Genomic DNA, 16,702 nt, shown 5'->3' with positions numbered 1-16,702 from the left:
TCTCCGTCAGGGGTGGATGCCGGCGGCCTCGAGGCGCGAGATCAGCGCGTCGTGCTCGGCCGGCGGGTTGGGAAGCAGGGGAAGGCGCATCGCACGGCTCGGGACCACGCCCAGCCAGTGCACCGCGGACTTCGCGTTGATGGCGCCGGGGCCGGAGAAGACGGCCTCGTGCACCGGGAGCAGGGACTCGTGGAGGCGCTCGGCCTCCGCGGTGTCGCCCGCCTCATGCGCGGCGATCATCGCCGCGATCTCCCGCCCCACCACGTGGGACGAGACGGACACGACGCCGACGGCGCCCGCCCGGAGGAAGTCGAGGGTGAGCGGGTCGTCGCCCGAGTACCACGCGAGCCCGGTCCGCGCGATCCGCTCCTTGGCCGCCTCGACGCCGCCCGTGGCGTCCTTGACGGCGACCACGCGCGGGTGCGCCGCGAGCTCGTCGTAGCTCTCGTCGCTGATCGCGAGCGCGGTGCGGCCCGGGATGTCGTAGAGCATCGCGGGCAGGCCCGTCGCGCCGAGGATCGCGCGGAAGTGCGCGACCACGCCGGCCTGCGTGGGCTTCGAGTAGTACGGCGTGAGCGCGAGGATGCCGTCGGCGCCGGCCTCCTCGCCCTGCTCGGCCATGCGCACCGCGTGCGCGGTGTCGTTGGAGCCGGCGCCCGTGAGGATCGTGACGTCGGGCCCCACGGCCTCGCGCACGGCGACGAGCAGGTCCACCTTCTCGGGCGCGTGCGTGGTCGGGGCCTCGCCCGTGGTGCCCGACAGGACGAGCCCGTCGGAACCGTGCGCGACCAGGAACTTCGCGAGCTCCTGGGCGCCCTTGAGGTCCAGCGCGCCTCCCTCGTGCATCGGGGTGACCATCGCGGTCAGCACCGTTCCGAACGGGCGCGTGGAGGAAGTCATGGCACTCAACCTACCGCGCGCGGCGGGTGACCCGTGGTCGCGTCGGCAGGCTCAGGCACGCGTCGCGACCGTGAGCAGCACCGCGGAGTCCGCGAGCGCACGCAGGCCGTGCCGCTCGGGTGGGAGCACCAGGTAGTCGCCGGGGCTGAGCGTCGCGCCGCCGGACGCGGTGCCGAGCTCGACCTCGCCGCTGATGACCTGGAGGGTCGCCTCCCCCGGGCTCTCATGGTCCTGGAGCCGCTGGCCGGCCGCGAGCGCGATCACCGTCTGCCTGAGGTCGCTGCCCCGGTCCCCCATCAGGGTGACCGCGTGGCGCCCGCTCGACTCCACCCGCGCGAGCTCGAGCTGGTCCTCCGCGACCGCGGCGAGGTTCTCCACGTCCATGCGCGGCTCCTTCCCTCCCCGGCCAGTCAAGCGCATCGTCCCTCCGACCGCGACAGCACCGCGGCCGGAGGAACGATGCCGCGCTACGGCAGGACGATCTCGAAGCCCGGGTCGCCCGGGTCGAGCACGCCCAGCAGCTGCTGGAGCACGCCAGGGTCGCCGGTCGTCTCGATCCCCGGGGATGCGAGGTCTCCCGCGAGCACCGCGAGCAGCCGCGGCTTCGTGAGGGCGAGCGTCACCCCGGCACCTGCCGCGACGGCGCCCTCGGACGCGACCAGCACGCCGTGGCGCAACGTGAGATGGAACGTCCGGTCGAGGTCGGTGAGCACCACGTCGATCGCGAGGTCGAGGTCCCACGCCCGCGGGCCGTCCACCGTGATCGCGATGGCATCGAAGATCTGCTCGGGGCTCAACTGCACGACCAGATCCGGGGCCGCGGTCGCCACCGGGGTGCCGAACGTGCCCTCCCGCAGCTCCGTGGCGCCCGACAGGAAGAAGCTGCGCCACGTGCCGTTCTCGGATCCGTACGCGAGCTGCTCGAGCGTGTCGGCGTACAGCTCGCGCGCCGCCGCATCGTCCGGAGCCGCGAACACCGCGTGATCGAGGAGCGTCGCCGCCCACCGCAGGTCGCCCTCGTCGTACGCGGTGCGGGCGAGGCCGACGACGCTGGCGACGCCCCCCATCGCGGCGACGTAGCGCTCCGCGAGCGCCCGCGGCGGATGCGGCCAGAGGCGCGCGGGATTGCCGTCGAACCATCCCAGGTAGCGCTGGTAGATCGCCTTGACGTTGTGCGAGACCGATCCGTAGTAGCCGTGCGTGCCCCAGACCCTCTCGAGCGCCGGCGGCAGGGTCATCTCCTCCGCGATCTCCGCGCCCGTGAGGCCCTTGTTGAGCATGCGCAGCGTCTGATCGTGCAGGTACTTGTAGAGGTCGCGCTGGATGCCGATGTACTCGACCAGCCGCTCGCGACCCCACGTGGGCCAGTGATGCGAGGCGAACATGACGTCCGCGCGGTCGCCGAACAGCTCGATCGCCTCAGTGAGGTAGTGCGCCCAGATGTTGGGATCGCGCACCAGCGCGCCGCGCAGGGTGAGCAGGTTGTGGAGGTTGTGCGTGACGTTCTCGGCCATGCACAGCGCCGCATAGCGTGGCAGCAGGAAGTGGAACTCCGCGGGCGCCTCGGTCCCGGGAGCCATCTGGAACTCGAGCTCGACGCCGTCGACCGTGACCTTCTCCCCCGTCGCCGTGACCTCGTGCGTGGGGACGACGATGCCGGGGTGGCCGGTCGAGGTGGTCTGGCCGAGCCCGGCACCCACCTGACCCTTCGGGCCCCGCGCGAGCGCGGCGCCGTACATGTAGCCCGCCCGCCGCGCCATCGCGGTGCCGGCGTACACGTTCTCCGCGACGGCATGACCGACCAGACCTTCCGGGACGATGACGGGGAGCGCCCGGTCCGCCGCCTCCTCGGCCGAGACGATGCCCAGCGCGCCGCCGAAGTGGTCGAGGTGCGCGTGCGTGTAGACCATGCCGGTCACCGGGCGGTCGCCCCGATGCTCGCGGTACAGCGCGAGCGCGGCGGCCGCGGTCTCCTTGGAGATGAGCGGGTCCACCACGATCACGCCGGTGTCGCCCTCGATCAGCGACATCACCGAGAGGTCGAGGCCTCGCACCTGGTAGATGCCCTCGACCACCTCGAACAGGCCGTGACGTGCCACCAGCGTCGACTGCCGCCACAGGCTCGGGTGCACCGACGTGGGCGCCTCGCCCTCGATGAAGTCGTACGTCGACGCGTCCCACACGACCTTGCCGTCGACGTCGCGGATCACCGGGTCCGCCAGCGTGCCGAGGAAGCCGCGGTCGGCGTCCTCGAAGTCCCGCTCGTCGTCGAACGGGAGCGTCGCGAGGTGACGCGCATGCGCCGCCTCGATCGCGGGGATGGGGTCGTTCTGGCGCATGGCAGCCTCCGGCTTCGGGGGACCCGCCTCCAGCCTTGACCCCCGCGCGGGCGACCGCAACCGGAGCACGCCCGCCGCGCATCGTCCCTCGCGAGGGACGTTCGGGGGCCGGCCCATGCGCTCACCGCGCATGAACGAGGGTTTTCGCGCACAATCGGAACGTATGCGGCCACGCTTCCGAGCAAGGCCTGTCCCCCGGCATCGTCGATCCCACACGCGCACATGCAGGAGGAATCATGACCGGCGACCTCAGCGACCGCAGAGACTTCGACGACGCCCACCGGGGCCTGATCGCCCGGCTTGAGCCCGGGGTGATCACAGGCGCGGACGGCGCCGTCGTGTTCGACGCCGACGTCTACACCGCGGGCACGGCAGGCGACTGCCCCGACACCGCGAACCCCAGCCTGTGGCGCCAGAGTCAGCTCACGGCCATCCAGGGCCTCTTCGAGGTGGTCCCGGGGCTCTACCAGCTGCGCGGCATCGAGCTGTCGAACATGACGGTGGTGGAAGGCGACACCGGCGTCATCATCATCGATCCCGCGGTCTCGGCCGAGGTCGCCTCAGCCGGTATGGCCCTGTACCGCGAGCACCGCGGTGAGCGTGAGGTCCGGGCCGTCATCTACACCCACTCCCATGTCGACCACTTCGGCGGCGTCCTCGGCGTGGTGGGGCCTGACGAGGACGTCCCGATCATCGCTCCTGAAGGCTTCCTCGAGCACGCGGTCTCCGAGAACGTCTACGCGGGCGTCGCGATGATGCGGCGCACGATCTACCACACGGGCGCCAACCTGAGCGTGGGCGCCACAGGGATGCTCGGAGCGGGCCTGGGCTCGGGCACCTCCAAGGGCACCATCGGGCTGCTGGCCCCGACCGACTCCATCACCCGGACCGGCGAGGAGCGCACGATCGACGGCGTGCGCATCGTGTTCCAGCTCACGCCGGGCACCGAGGCCCCCTCGGAGCTGAACTTCTACTTCCCCGACAGCAAGGCGCTGTGCACCGCCGAGAACGCGACGCACACGCTGCACAACCTCCTCACCCTGCGCGGGGCCGAGGTGCGGGACGCCCGAGGCTGGTCGCGCTACCTGGCCGAGCTCATCGAGATGTTCGGGCACGAGGCCGAGGTGGTGTTCGCCTCGCACCATTGGCCCACGTGGGGCAACGAGCAGATCCTCGCGTTCCTCACCTGCCAGCGCGACCTGTATTGCTATCTGCACGACCAGACGCTGAGGATGCTCAACGCCGGCTTGGTGGGCTCCGAGATCGCGGAGGCCATCGAGATGCCCCCCGCGCTCGACGCCCAGTGGAGCACGCACGGCTACTACGGCTCCGTGTCGCACAACGTCAAGGCGATCTACCAGCGGTACATGGGCTGGTACGACGGCAACCCCGCCCACCTGTGGCAGCACCCCCCGGTCGAGCTCGCGACGCGGTACGTCGACCTCGCCGGAGGGATCGACGCCGCGATCGCGAAGGTCCGGGGGTACGCCGACGCTGGAGACCTGCGTTTCGCGGCCGAGCTCGGAAGCCACTGCGTGTTCGCGGAGCCTGACAACGTCGAGGCCCGCGCGGCGCTCGCCGCGGTGTTCACCGCGCTCGGGTACGGCGCGGAGAACGGCACGTGGCGCAACAACTACCTGACCGGAGCGCAGGAGCTGGTGGCACCGACGGTGCCGACCGAATGGTCCCCCGGCGGGATGGCCGCAGCGCTCACCATCACCCAGCTGTTCGACAGCATCGCGATCACGATCGTGGGCCCCCGCGCATGGGACATCGCACTGTCCATCCGGTGGCGCTTCACCGACACCGACGAGTCCTACCGGATGGAGCTCTCCCACGGCGCGCTCATCCATTTCCCCACGACGAAGGAGGATCCCGCCGACCTCGTGGTGACCCTCACCAAGCCGCAGCTGCTTGCGCTTCTCGCAGGCGACACGGACGAGGTGGAGCTCGACGGCGACGCCTCGGCGCTCCAGACCCTCCTGTCGCTCACCCAGAGGCCCGACCCCACGTTCCCGATCGTCACTCCTTGATCATCGGCGCGCACCGTGGGGACGCGACCACGAGGTGGAGGCATGACGAGCGCACAGCAGAGGCGCGGAAGGCTCGGACGTACCGTCCCGCGGCCGAGGTGGAGCGACGTGTCCTCGGGCTTCGTGACGGGCCTGTTCTCGATCCCCGAGGGCATGGCCTACGCGAGCATCGGCGGCTTCGCCGCGCCCCTGGGACTCTGGTCGGGAGTGGTGCCCACCATCGTCGGCTCGATGCTCGCGCGCACCGTCCTCATGGTGACCACGCTGACGAGCGCGATCGCGCTGTCCTCCCAGAGCGTCATGGCCGCCGCAGGGCTGGATCCCGGCGACGTCGGGGGGATCGCGACGCTGACCGTCCTGGTCGGGCTCATCATGCTCGTGATGGGCCTGCTGCGGATGGGCTCCGTCATGGCGTTCGTGTCGACCGCGGTGATGACGGGCTTCACCACGGGCATCGCGGTGCAGATCCTGGCGGGGGTGGTGAACGACGCCACGGGCTACTCCCCCGCCTCCTCGAACACGGTGGGCAAGCTCGTCGAGGCGGTCGCGCACGTGGGCGACTGGGACGCCCCCACCGTCGCGGTCGCGCTCGGCACGCTCGCGGTGTGGTTCATCGCGAGGCGGGTGCGGGCGCTCCGTGCGCTCGCCACGCTCGTCGCGCTCGTGGTCGCGAGCATCGTCGCCTTCCTGTTCGCCCGCGACGTCGAGACGGTGGCGGACATCGCGGCGGTGCCGAGGTCGCTCCCTCCGTTCACGCTGCCGGACCTCGCGGCCTTCCCCGCCCTCATCGCCGGGGCCGTCGCCGTCGCGCTCGTCGCGCTCGCGCAGGCCGCGGGGATCGGCGCGGCAGTGGCCAACCCTGACGGCTCCAGGGCCGATGCGTCGAAGGACTTCGTGGCGCAGGGCGCGGCGAACGTCGCGGGTGGGTTCTTCGGAGCGCTCCCCACGGGCGGATCCCTCTCGCGCACGGGCGTCGCCACGAGCGCGGGCGCGCGCACGCGCTGGGCGGGCATCTTCGCCGGTGTGTCGCTGGGCCTCATCGTCCTGCTCGTCGGACCGGTCGCCGGCGAGATCCCCATGGCCGTCATCGGCGGGCTCATGCTCATCATCGGCGCCGAGATCATCGAAGGTCGCGTCGCCGACATCCGGCTGGTCGCGCGCACCTCGACCGGATCCCTCGCGGCGATGGCGGTGACGTTCGTCGCCACGACGGCGCTGCCGCTGCAGCAGGCGATCTTCATCGGCGCGGCGCTGTCGATCATGCTCACCGCGGTGCAGAACAGCCGGGCCGGCCGGCTCGTGGAGGTGGTCCGCGGACGCGACGGCTGGACGGTGCACGATGCACCCGCCGTCCTCCCCTCGCACCGCACCACGGTGCTGCACTATTCGGGCCATGGCTTCTTCGCCGAGGTCGGGCCGCTCGACGAGGAGTGGCCGGACACGTCCGGCGTGACGGACGCCGCGCTCGTGATCTCGGTCCGCGGGTCGCTGGGCGTGCCCTCGGCGACCTTCCTCAAGATGCTGGGCCGGCGTTCGGCGGAGATGCGCGAACAAGGCGTGGGCCTGGTGATCTGCGGGGTGCCGCCGCGCCTGCACGCGCTGCTCGAACGCACCGGTGCGCTCGAGGCTCTGGGTCCGGAGAACGTCGTCGCCGCGACGAGCACGTTGATGGAGTCGGTCGACCGCGGCCACGCCCGCGCGGAGGAGATGCGTGCGCAGCTGCGCGCGCGGGAGGAGTGACATGGGTGCCGTCATCGGTGAGGTGCTGCCCTTGGCCGTGGGGGTGGCGATCAGCCCGATCCCGATCATCGCGGCGATCCTCATGCTGCTGTCGCCGCGAGCGCGGGTCACGGGGACCGGGTTCCTGCTCGGCTGGGTCCTCGGGATCCTCGTGGCGACGACCGTCTTCATCGCGCTCTCGGGCTCGGTCGCGGAAGGCACGGGCGAGCCCGTCGCCGCCGTGGGCATCGCCCAGCTGACGCTGGGCGCCCTGCTGCTGCTCCTCGCCATCCGCTCGTGGCGCGGCCGCCCGCGCGACGGCGAGGAGCCGTCCCTGCCCGCGTGGATGGGGGCGATCGACCGCTTCACGCTCCCTCGCGCGCTCGCCTTCGGATTCCTCATGTCGGGCGTCAACCCCAAGAACCTCCTGCTGTGCGCGAGCGCCGGCATCACCATCGGTGTCGGGGCCACCGACACGATGCCATCGGGGACCACGACGGCCGCGCTCGTGGTCTTCACGCTGCTCGCGGCCTCGACCGTGGCCGTCCCCGTCGTCGCCTACCTGGTCGCGGCGGACCGGATGCGCGGCCCGCTCGACTCCCTGCGCGCCTGGCTGGCCGACAACAACGCGCTCATCATGGCGGTGCTGCTGCTCGTCATCGGCGTCTCGATGGTCGGCAAGGGGCTCGGGCAGCTCTGAGGCGCGGCTCCTCGGCCCGGGCACCACCGCATCGGCCTGCGCCCCGCGTAACCTGGACCCCGTGACCGCGATCCCCACCCCGTACGAGGACCTGCTGCGCGAGGTGCTGGCCACCGGCACCCGCAAGGACGACCGCACCGGCACCGGCACGGTCTCGGTCTTCGGCCGCCAGATCCGCTACGACCTCGCGCAGGGCTTCCCCCTCATCACCACCAAGCGCGTCCACACGCGCTCGGTGATCGGCGAGCTGCTGTGGTTCCTGCGCGGCGACACCAACGTGCGCTGGCTCCAGGAGCGCGGCATCACCATCTGGGACGAGTGGGCCGACGAGGACGGCGAGCTCGGCCCGGTCTACGGCTACCAGTGGCGCTCGTGGCCGGCCCCGGACGGCCGCCACATCGACCAGATCGCGGAGGTGGTCGAGCAGATCCGCACCAACCCCGACTCGCGCCGCCTGCTGGTGTCCGCATGGAACCCCGCGGACGTGCCGTCGATGGCCCTGGCGCCCTGCCACGCGATGTTCCAGTTCTACGTCGCGGACGGGAAGCTGAGCTGCCAGCTGTACCAGCGCAGCGCCGACCTGTTCCTGGGCGTGCCCTTCAACATCGCGTCCTACGCGCTGCTCACCCACATGATCGCGGCGCAGACCGGGCTCGAGGTGGGCGACTTCGTGTGGACCGGCGGCGACTGCCACATCTACTCGAACCATGTCGAGCAGGTGGAGCGCCAGCTCGCGCGCGAGCCGTTCCCCTACCCGACGCTGCGTCTTGCGCAGAAGGACTCGCTGTTCGACTACGACATCGACGACGTGGTCATCGAGGACTACCAGCACCACCCGGGCATCAAGGCGCCCGTGGCGGTCTAGTGATCAAGGCGATCTGGGCGCAGGCGCGCGACACGTCCGGCCGTCCCGTCATCGGGCTCGACGGCACGATGCCGTGGCACCTCCCCGAGGACCTCGCGCACTTCCAGGAGCTCACCCGCGGGCACGCGGTCATCATGGGCCGTCGCACGTGGGAGTCGCTGCCGCCGCGCTTCCGTCCGCTGCCGGGGCGCGTCAACGTGGTGGTGACCTCGGGCGAGGCGCCCGCGGGCGCGACCCGCGCATCGTCCCTGCCCGATGCCCTGGAGACGGCCGCCGCGCTCGCGCCGGGCACGGACCGCTGGGTGATCGGCGGCGGCGGCCTGTTCGCAGAGGCGCTCGCCCACGCCGACGCCCTGGAGATCACCGAGATCGATGCGGTGGTCGACGGCGACACGTTCGCGCCTCCCCTGGTGCCCGACGACTGGGCGGTCGCCGCCTCGACCGAGGCCGCCGTCTCCTCCTCCGGGCTGTCCTACCGCTTCGTGAGATACGTGCCTGCCGAGGGGCACCGCCAGGACTAGACCAGGCCGCTCGCGCGGCGACTGGCTCCTCGGCGGGATGCCAGGATGAACGCCATGACCTGGACCGTCCCCGCCCGCATCGAGACGGAGCGGCTGGTGCTGCGCCCGTACTCCCCCGCGGCGGACGTCGACGCGTACCACGCGCGCCTGGTCGAGGACGCGGATCATCTGCGCCCCTGGATGCCGTGGGCCGCCGACGAGCCCAAGCCCGTCGAGGAGCACCTCGCGTGGCTCGAGCAGTGCGCGGCGTGGGCGGCCGAGGGCGGCCACGCCTACCTGGGCATCTTCGACAAGGACACGGGCGCGTTCCTCGGCTCCGGCGGCTTCCACGCCACCGACGATCCGAGCGTGCGCGAGATCGGCTACTGGCTCGGTGCATCGGCCATGGGTCGCGGGTACGCGAGCGAGGCGACCATCGCGCTCGCGGCGGTGGGGCTCCTGCACGCCGGTGCCACGCGCGTCGAGATCCGGGTCTCGCCCGCCAACGTCCGCTCGAGCGCGGTCGCGCGGCGATGCGGCTTCGCGCTCGAAGGGATCGCGGCTCGGGAGGGCGAGGAACCGATGGAGGTGTGGGTCGCCGATCTTGGGACGCTCACCCGCGAGCCGGCCGCCTCGACGCCCCTGCCGACGCTCCGCGACGCGGGTGGCGACGTGATCGCCTGGCCCGTGTGGGACGTTCCCGCCCGCATCGAGACCGAGCGGCTGACGATCCGCCGCTTCCTCCCCGAGGACGCCCCCGCCGTGTCGAGCGTGATCGCCGCGAACCGCGAGCACCTGGTCCGCTACCTCGCGTGGGCCGAGGACGAGCCGAAGAGCCCCGAGGCGCGCTCCCGGAAGATCGCTGAGAACATCGCTCGCCACGAGGCGGGCGTGGACTTCCTCATGGGGCTGTTCGACCGCACGACCGGGCAGTACCTGGGCAGCGCCGGGCTCCATCCGCTCGAGGACGGGCGCGGGCTCGAGATCGGCTACTGGATCTCCGCCGAGCATGAGGGTCGCGGGCTCGTGACCGAGGCCGTCGCCGCGCTGACCCGTGTCGGGCTGCTGCACGCGGGCGCCGGAGTGGTCGAGATCTACCACCGCCCCGACAACGAGCGCTCGGCCGCGATCCCTCGGCGCCTCGGCTTCACCGATGCCGGCCTCAGCTCCGACACCGTCGATGGCTCGGAGCATCGGGTGTGGGTCGCGGACCTCGGCACGCTCGGCATCGAGCCTCTGATCACGACGGCGTTCCCCCGCCTCGCGGACGCGACCGGCGCGGCCGTCGCGTGGCGGGTCTGGGACGTCCCGGCTCGCATCGAGACGGAGCGGCTGGTGCTGCGCCGCTACGAGCACGGCGATGTGCCGGCGATGCACGCGGCGATCCTCGAGAACATCGATCACCTGCTGCCGTTCATCCCGTGGGCCACCGACGAGCCCCTCACGCTCGCCGGACGCGAGGCGCAGGTCACGGAGTACGCCCGCGCGTCCGAGGCGGGCGAGCAGTTCCGCTTCGCGATGCTCGACAAGGCGACGGGCGCGTTCATCGGCGGCGCCGGCCTGCACACGCGGGTGGGCCCCGATGCGCTCGAGGTCGGCTACTGGATCACCGCCGCGCGCGAGGGCGAGGGCCTCGTCACGGAGGCGGTGGGGGCGCTGGCGCGCGCCGCGTTCGCCTCCGGCGCCGCCCGGGTCGAGATCTGGTGCGACCCGGAGAACGATCGCTCGAACGCGGTGGCGGAACGATGCGGCTTCTCCCCGCTCGGGCAGCGCACCCGCGGTGGGGAGACGCTGGCCGCGTGGGCGCTCGAGGCGCCCGGGACGCCGTGACGCGCCCCCGCCTCGACGCTGCCCGTCAGCAGGCCCTGTCGGTCTCCCTCGCGACGGGCGCGTACGGGCTGAGCTTCGGCGCGCTGTCCGTCGCGGCCGGGCTCGACGTGTGGCAGACGTGCGCCCTGTCGCTCCTGGTGTTCTCCGGCGGGTCGCAGTTCGCGTTCATCGGCGTGATCGGCGCGGGCGGCAGCCCGTTCTCTGCTGTCGCGACGTCGACCTTCCTGGGCCTGCGCAACGGGTTCTACGGCGTGGGGCTGGCCCCCGTCCTGAGGCCCATGCGCGGGTGGCGCCGCTCCGCCGCCGCGCAGGTGACGATCGACGAGTCGACCGCCGTGGCGCTCGCCCAGCCGGCCGAGGATCGCGCCGCGCGGCGCGCGGGGTTCTGGTGGACGGGCGTCGGTGTCTTCGTCGCATGGAACGCGATCACCCTGCTCGGCGCGCTGCTCGGGTCGCGCATCGGCGATCCCGCGGACTGGGGGCTCGACGCCGCTGCCGCGGCCGCGTTCCTCGCGCTGGTGTGGCCGCGCCTCGCGCATCGTCGCGCGCAGGCCGTCGCCGCCGCATCGTGCGTCCTGGCCCTCGCGCTCACGCCGCTGGTCCCCGCGGGCCTTCCGGTGCTCGCGGCCGCCGCGGTCGCGATCGTCGCCGGGTGGGGCCACCCCCGGCCCGAGGAGGTGCCCGAGTGAGCGCGTACGCATGGATGTGGGTCGCGATCGTCGCGGCAGGGGTCCTGTCCTGGGCGACCAAGCTCGCGGGTCACTCGGTCCCGGAGGCCTGGCTCGAGAACCCCCGCGTCCACCGCATCGCGGCGTTCGTCACCGTCGCGCTGCTGTCGGCGCTCGTCGGCGTCCAGACCTTCGCGACCGGACGGACGCTCGTGGTCGACGCGCGCCTCGCGGCGGTGGCCGTCGCCGCCGTGCTCCTGTGGCGGCGCGCGCCGTTCATCGTGGTGGTGGCCGTCGCCGCGGGTGTCGCGGCCGGGCTGCGTGCTCTCGGGTGGGGCTGAGCCGCCTACGCTGGTCCGCATGATCCACGCCGACGTCTCCGCCCGCCCCGCCGTCCCCGGTGACGAGGAGGCGATCGCCGCCATCCAACTGGCCGCGTGGCGCAGCTGGCTGGGCGACGCGGTCGATGCGCTCCCCGCGGAGGAGGTCGCCGCACGGTGGGCGGCCGCGATCGTGGCGCCGCCGTCGCGCGAGCACAAGGTGTTCGTCGCATGCGACGGTCCGCGCGTGGTGGGCTTCGCGGCGCTCCAGCCGAGCGAGATCATCGCGCTCGAGGTGGCTCCCGAGCATCGTCGCGCGGGCCACGCCTCGCGCCTGCTCTCGGCGTGCATCGACACGCTGCGCATCCAGGGACGCGAGGAGGTGCGCGCGTGGACGCTCGACGGGGACGATGCGCGCATCGCCTTCCTCACCTCGGCCGGCTTGGCGGAGGGCGGCCTGCGCCGCACGCTCGAAGGACCCGAGGGCGACCTCGTGGAGGTCATGTACCGCGCGGGCCTGTAGAGCCTCAGCACGCCGCATCGCGACAGCGCCAACGGATCTCACGGCGACACCCCGCGGAACCTGTCCCGTCGGGCGTCGGCACGCGGCGTGTCGGATCGAGCTCCGTTGCCGCTGTCAGCGGGGGGCGCGGAACAGCGCCGCGGCGTGACGCAGCGCCTTGCGCGCCTCCGCCTTCTCCTTGACCTCGTCGTACGCGAAGGCCAGGTGGAACCACGCGACCCAGTCGTCGGGGGCGAGCTCGACGCCCTGGCGCGCGATCTCGTACACGTCGAGCGCGGCCTGCTCGGTGAGCCGGCCCGCGGGCGAGCGCTCGCCGTCGTGCCGAGGCAGCCGGTCCTCCTCCTCGAGCCGCGCCGCCATCCGCTGCACCGTGATGCCGAGCCGCCACTCGTTGACGAGGAACCAGACGGCGATCGCGGGGATGATGAGCACCAGGACGCCCAGCAGCTTGCCGACCATGCCGGTGGACTGCAGCAGCGCGACCGCGATGTTCACCACGAAGCCGAGCAGCAGCGCGGCGAGCACCGTGGTCGCGATGGCCGCCATGAAGGCCGGCCGGCGCATCACGCTCACAGCGACAGGTATCCGTCGAGCCCCACGGTGAGGCCAGGACGGCCCGCCACCTCGCGGATCCCGAGCAGCACGCCGGGCATGAAGCTCACGCGGTCGAAGCTGTCGGTACGGATGGTGAGCTGCTCACCGGGGTTGCCAAGCAGGATCTCCTCGTGCGCGACGAGGCCGCGCAGGCGGACGGCGTGGATGTGGACGCCGTCGACCACGGCGCCGCGTGCGCCGTCGGGATCGTGCGTGGTGGCGTCGGGCGACGGCCCGATCCCCGCGGCAGCCCTCGCGGCCGCGATGCCGGCGGCGGTGTGCAGCGCGGTCCCGGACGGCGCATCCACCTTGTCCGGGTGGTGGAGCTCGACGATCTCGACGGACTCGAAGTAGCGGGCCGCCGCGGCCGCGAAGCGCATCGAGAGCACCGCGCCGAGCGCGAAGTTCGGGGCGATGAGGACCCCGAGCTCGGGCCGCTCCTTGAGGTGCTCGTCGACCCGGAGCAGCGCCTCCTCCGTCCAGCCGGTGGTACCGACCACCGCGTGGACCCCGGCGTCGATGAGCGCGTGGACGTTGGCCTCGGTCGCGCTCGGCACCGTGAAGTCGACCGCCACCTGGGCACCCGCACGGCCCGCCTCGGCGATGTCGTCAGCGTGATCGAGCGCGGCGACGAGCGCGAGATCCGCTGCACCGTTCACCGCCTCGACCACGTGGGAACCCATGCGCCCGGAGGCGCCCAGCACGGCGACGGAGATCATGCGTCGAGCGTACCGGGCGCCTCCGGGCGCGGGTTCCACGGTGCGGGCTAGCCCTGCGGCCCACCCTGGAAGCCGCCCTGAGGCATGCCGCCGCCGGGGAACTGCCCCATCTGCTGCTGATCGCTCGAGTCGGACTCGCCGTCGAGCCCGGACAGCAGGCCGCCCGAGCTGTCGGAGGACTCCTCGTCCGAGGTCACGGAGGCCGTGAGGTCCGCGAGGACCACCTGGTCGCCCGGTTCGAGACCGGAGAGCACCTCGGTGTAGACCGCGCCGATCGCCCCCGTCTCGATCGCGACGGGAGTCGCGGCGCCGTCCTCGCCGACCACCTGCACGGTCGCGTCGCCGGCCGCGTCGGAGATGGCCGAGGTGGGCACCACGAGCACTCCCGTCGCGCTGGCGACGGTGATCTGCATGCGCGTGGCCGCGCCGATGCGGATGTCGAAGCCAGGGTCGGGGACCCCGATCGTGACGGCGTAGGACTGCGAGTAGTCGTTGCCGGAGTTCACGTGCGACACGCTCGACACCGTGCCCGCGACCACCTCTCCCGTGCTCGTGAGCGTGAGCTCGGCATCCTGACCCACCTCGAGCAGCTGGGCCTCGGTCAGGCTCACGGACAGCGACACCAGATAGGTGTTGTCCGCGATCAGGGTGACCGCCGTGGACGTGTCGCCACCCGTCACCGAGTCGTCGGCGTCGAAGCCGATCGCGACGATCTCACCCGCGACGGGCGCGGTGAGGGTCGCGTGCTCGAGCTGGGACCTGGCCACGGCGAGGTCCGCCTTCGCCGCCGTGATGTCGGCCTTGTCCGCCAGGATGTCGGCGGCGCTCGGCACGCTCGTCGAGCTCGAGCCGCTCATGCCGCCCGAGGACTGCGCCGCGGCGCTGTCCGAGCCGCCCGCGGTCCCCGCGTCGCCCGTCGCCGAGCCACCCGGGATGGTGGACTGCGACTCGCCCGCGCTCAGGTCGCCCTGCCCGGCACCTGCCTGGTCGCCGGCCTCGGGTTCTGAGCCGTCACCCGCGCCGCCCTGGGCGCCCTCGCCGTCGGACGTGGTCCCACCGGCTGACGCCGCGATGGCCTCCTGCAGCGTCGCGACCGCATCGTCGACCGCTGCGGCGAGCTCCATGAGCGTGGCCTGCGCCTCGATCGAGGCCTGCGACGCCGCGAGCGCGGCCGAGGTCGCCTCCTGGCAGGCCGCGAGCGCCTCCGCCGTCGCATCGGCCGAGTCCTGGGCATCGTCCGTCGCGTCGTCCGTCGCGTCGTCCGTCGCGTCGTCCGTCGTGTCCCCGGTCGAGTCGTCGGTCGCGTCGTCGGCGGTGGCGCTCGCGAAGGCGGCGCACACCTCCTGCGCCGTGGTCGATGCGGCCTGCGCCTCGGCCAGGAGCGCCGTCGCGAGGTCGTACTGGTCGAGCAGCGTATCCTGCGCCGCGATGAGCGCCGCACGCGCCGCCTCGACGGCGTCGGTCGAGGTGTCCGCGACGGTGACGATGCCCACATCGGCCGGCACGTACACCGCAGAGGTCACGACGACGGTGGACACGGACCCCGACGTCGAGCCGTCCGCAGAGTACGACGCGGAGCTCGCGGTGGTGTCCGAGTCGCTCGACGAGCCCTCGGCCTGCGCCTCGAGGTCGTCCGCGAGCGCCTCCTTGGCATCCGCGAGCGCCTCCTTCGCCTCGGTCACGGCATCGTCGAGGTCGCTCGTGTCGAGCGTCGCGAGCACGTCGCCCGCCTCGACCACGTCGCCGACCGCGACCTCGACGGACTCGACCGTGCCGTCGAGCTGGAACGCGAGGTCCTGCTCGCTCGCGGAGGCGAGCGAGCCCGTCGCGGTGAGCGTCTGCGTCACGTCGCCCGTGCCCGCCGACGCCACGCGGTACTGGGCCGTCGCCGACGACGCTCCCGTGAGGAGCACCCCCGCGACCACGCCTCCGACCGCGATCGGGGCGGCGGCCAGGTGCCAGCCGCGAACGCGTCGCCTCGCCATCATCCCTCGCTCTCGAGCGCGGGCTCGCCCGTGCCTGCCTGGTCGCCGTCGCCGCCGGGCATGCCGCCCATGCCGCGACCGGCGAACATCGACGTCTCGCAGCCGTCGTCGCCCGCGGTGAACAGCGAGATCGTCGTCGCCGCGTAGCCGCCCGAGTCGTCCGCCTCGCCGATCGCGGTCATGCAGAGGCCGACCTCGATCGCGCTGGACTTCGCGCTCTGCATCGCGGTCACCGTGATGTCGCCTGCCGCCGTCAGCTCGCTCGCGCCGTCCGACGTCTCGACGGTGAGCGTGCCGTCCTCGACGGCGGTGAGCGTTCCCGCGACGCGCGACGCGAAGGCGAAGCCCCCGTCGCCGTCTCCCGGCTGCTCCATCCCCTCCGGCGCCTCCATGCCCTCGGGCGCCTCCATGCCCTCGGGCGCCTCCATGCCTTCGGGCGCCTCCATGCCTTCAGGCATCGCGTTCGGCATGTCGGTCGGCATGTCGGCGTCCGCAGGGAAGTCGCCGTCTGGCATCTCGCCGTCGGGCATCCCGCCGCCGAAGCCGGTGTCGGTGGCGCAGGTGCCGTCGTCCTCGGGATCCGACACGGTCACCTCGGACGCCGTCTCGTCGTCGGAGAGCGTCACCACCACGCAGTCGCCGATCGCGAGGTCGCCGTACGCGAGGGTCACCTCGAGGCTGATCTCGGTCGACGAGTCGAAGCTGACGGCGGTCTGGGAGTCGCCGTCCTGCACCTGCGCGACGCCGTCGGAGACGTACGCGATCTCGCCGGTGAGGCCGCCGCGGCCGCCGCCCATCCCCTCGCGCTCGCCCTGATCGGCGCCGGGAGCCTCACCGAGCACGGTGTCGGACCCACCCGACGGTGCGGTCGAGGGCTCGGTCTCCGTCGCGTCGGCGGAGCAGCCCGCGAGCAGCGCCACGCCGCACGCGGCCGCCAGGAAGGTCGTCCGGTTCGTGTTCTTGCGGTTCATGGTCATGGTCCTTGGTTCCTGTTCTGATCTGGTCAC

General features: G+C 72.6%; 16 protein-coding genes. 9 read left to right on the top strand and 7 right to left on the bottom strand.

What is annotated here, in order from left to right:
- Positions 1–6: 6 nt before the first annotated feature.
- The 3 genes from dapA to AOM06_RS00845 all read right to left on the bottom strand — a co-directional run bounded on the left by dapA (position 7) and on the right by AOM06_RS00845 (position 3,239).
- Positions 7–900, bottom strand: coding sequence for a 4-hydroxy-tetrahydrodipicolinate synthase (dapA, locus tag AOM06_RS00855; RefSeq protein ID WP_062301321.1), 894 nt, complete (start codon positions 898–900; stop codon positions 7–9).
- 51 nt (positions 901–951) lie between these two features.
- The gene (locus tag AOM06_RS00850) at positions 952–1,284 is read right to left on the bottom strand and encodes a cupin domain-containing protein (protein WP_062301319.1); all 333 of its coding nucleotides are present in this window, start codon (positions 1,282–1,284) and stop codon (positions 952–954) included.
- Between the two features lie 83 nt (positions 1,285–1,367).
- A complete protein-coding gene (locus AOM06_RS00845) occupies positions 1,368–3,239 on the bottom strand; it encodes an alkyl/aryl-sulfatase (protein WP_062301316.1) in 1,872 nt (623 codons plus the stop codon).
- 236 nt (positions 3,240–3,475) lie between these two features.
- On the opposite strand from AOM06_RS00845, the gene AOM06_RS00840 reads away from it, so the two are divergent.
- The 9 genes from AOM06_RS00840 to AOM06_RS00800 all read left to right on the top strand — a co-directional run bounded on the left by AOM06_RS00840 (position 3,476) and on the right by AOM06_RS00800 (position 12,397).
- Positions 3,476–5,272 carry an alkyl/aryl-sulfatase gene (locus AOM06_RS00840; protein WP_062301314.1) on the top strand — a complete coding sequence of 599 codons (1,797 nt, stop codon included), beginning with the start codon at positions 3,476–3,478 and terminating at the stop codon, positions 5,270–5,272.
- Positions 5,273–5,380: 108 nt separating this feature from the next.
- Positions 5,381–7,012 carry a SulP family inorganic anion transporter gene (locus AOM06_RS00835; protein WP_267127757.1) on the top strand — a complete coding sequence of 544 codons (1,632 nt, stop codon included), beginning with the start codon at positions 5,381–5,383 and terminating at the stop codon, positions 7,010–7,012.
- A gap of 1 nt (position 7,013) precedes the next feature.
- A complete protein-coding gene (locus tag AOM06_RS00830) occupies positions 7,014–7,691 on the top strand; it encodes a GAP family protein (protein ID WP_062301310.1) in 678 nt (225 codons plus the stop codon).
- Positions 7,692–7,752: 61 nt separating this feature from the next.
- The gene (locus tag AOM06_RS00825; protein WP_062301308.1) at positions 7,753–8,556 is read left to right on the top strand and encodes a thymidylate synthase; all 804 of its coding nucleotides are present in this window, start codon (positions 7,753–7,755) and stop codon (positions 8,554–8,556) included.
- The gene (locus AOM06_RS00820) at positions 8,556–9,077 is read left to right on the top strand and encodes a dihydrofolate reductase (RefSeq protein ID WP_062301307.1); all 522 of its coding nucleotides are present in this window, start codon (positions 8,556–8,558) and stop codon (positions 9,075–9,077) included. The genes AOM06_RS00825 and AOM06_RS00820 overlap by 1 nt, the downstream gene beginning before the upstream one ends.
- A 54-nt stretch (positions 9,078–9,131) precedes the next feature.
- On the top strand, positions 9,132–10,886 hold the full coding sequence (locus AOM06_RS00815) for a GNAT family N-acetyltransferase (protein ID WP_169747701.1): 1,755 nt from the start codon (positions 9,132–9,134) through the stop codon (positions 10,884–10,886).
- Complete coding sequence (locus AOM06_RS00810; protein WP_062301534.1) at positions 10,883–11,575, top strand: AzlC family ABC transporter permease; 693 nt, start codon at positions 10,883–10,885, stop codon at positions 11,573–11,575. The genes AOM06_RS00815 and AOM06_RS00810 overlap by 4 nt, the downstream gene beginning before the upstream one ends.
- Positions 11,572–11,895, top strand: a complete 324-nt coding sequence (locus tag AOM06_RS00805; RefSeq protein ID WP_439644708.1) for an AzlD domain-containing protein — start codon at positions 11,572–11,574, stop codon at positions 11,893–11,895. Before AOM06_RS00810 ends, AOM06_RS00805 begins: the two co-directional genes overlap by 4 nt.
- Positions 11,896–11,914: 19 nt before the next feature.
- Positions 11,915–12,397 carry a GNAT family N-acetyltransferase gene (locus AOM06_RS00800; RefSeq protein ID WP_062301303.1) on the top strand — a complete coding sequence of 161 codons (483 nt, stop codon included), beginning with the start codon at positions 11,915–11,917 and terminating at the stop codon, positions 12,395–12,397.
- Between the two features lie 114 nt (positions 12,398–12,511).
- Here the strand turns inward: AOM06_RS00800 and AOM06_RS00795 are convergent, their stop codons facing one another.
- Genes AOM06_RS00795 through AOM06_RS00780 form a run of 4 tightly spaced genes read right to left on the bottom strand, consistent with a single transcriptional unit; the run spans position 12,512 to position 16,666 of the window.
- Complete coding sequence (locus tag AOM06_RS00795) at positions 12,512–12,970, bottom strand: hypothetical protein (RefSeq protein ID WP_062301301.1); 459 nt, start codon at positions 12,968–12,970, stop codon at positions 12,512–12,514.
- On the bottom strand, positions 12,967–13,710 hold the full coding sequence (gene dapB / locus AOM06_RS00790) for a 4-hydroxy-tetrahydrodipicolinate reductase (protein WP_062301299.1): 744 nt from the start codon (positions 13,708–13,710) through the stop codon (positions 12,967–12,969). The genes AOM06_RS00795 and dapB overlap by 4 nt, the downstream gene beginning before the upstream one ends.
- A 47-nt stretch (positions 13,711–13,757) precedes the next feature.
- Entirely contained in the window at positions 13,758–15,695 is a 1,938-nt protein-coding gene (locus AOM06_RS00785) for an efflux RND transporter periplasmic adaptor subunit (RefSeq protein WP_062301297.1), read from the bottom strand.
- The gene (locus AOM06_RS00780) at positions 15,695–16,666 is read right to left on the bottom strand and encodes a hypothetical protein (protein WP_156163520.1); all 972 of its coding nucleotides are present in this window, start codon (positions 16,664–16,666) and stop codon (positions 15,695–15,697) included. Before AOM06_RS00780 ends, AOM06_RS00785 begins: the two co-directional genes overlap by 1 nt.
- Between the last annotated feature and the right edge of the window lie 36 nt (positions 16,667–16,702).

It is taken from the genome of Demequina subtropica (assembly GCF_000971235.1).
Taxonomy (GTDB): Bacteria; Actinomycetota; Actinomycetes; order Actinomycetales; family Demequinaceae; genus Demequina; species Demequina subtropica.
The sequence above is the reverse complement of the archived record's forward strand: the minus strand, read 5'-3'. Positions and strand labels throughout refer to the sequence as shown.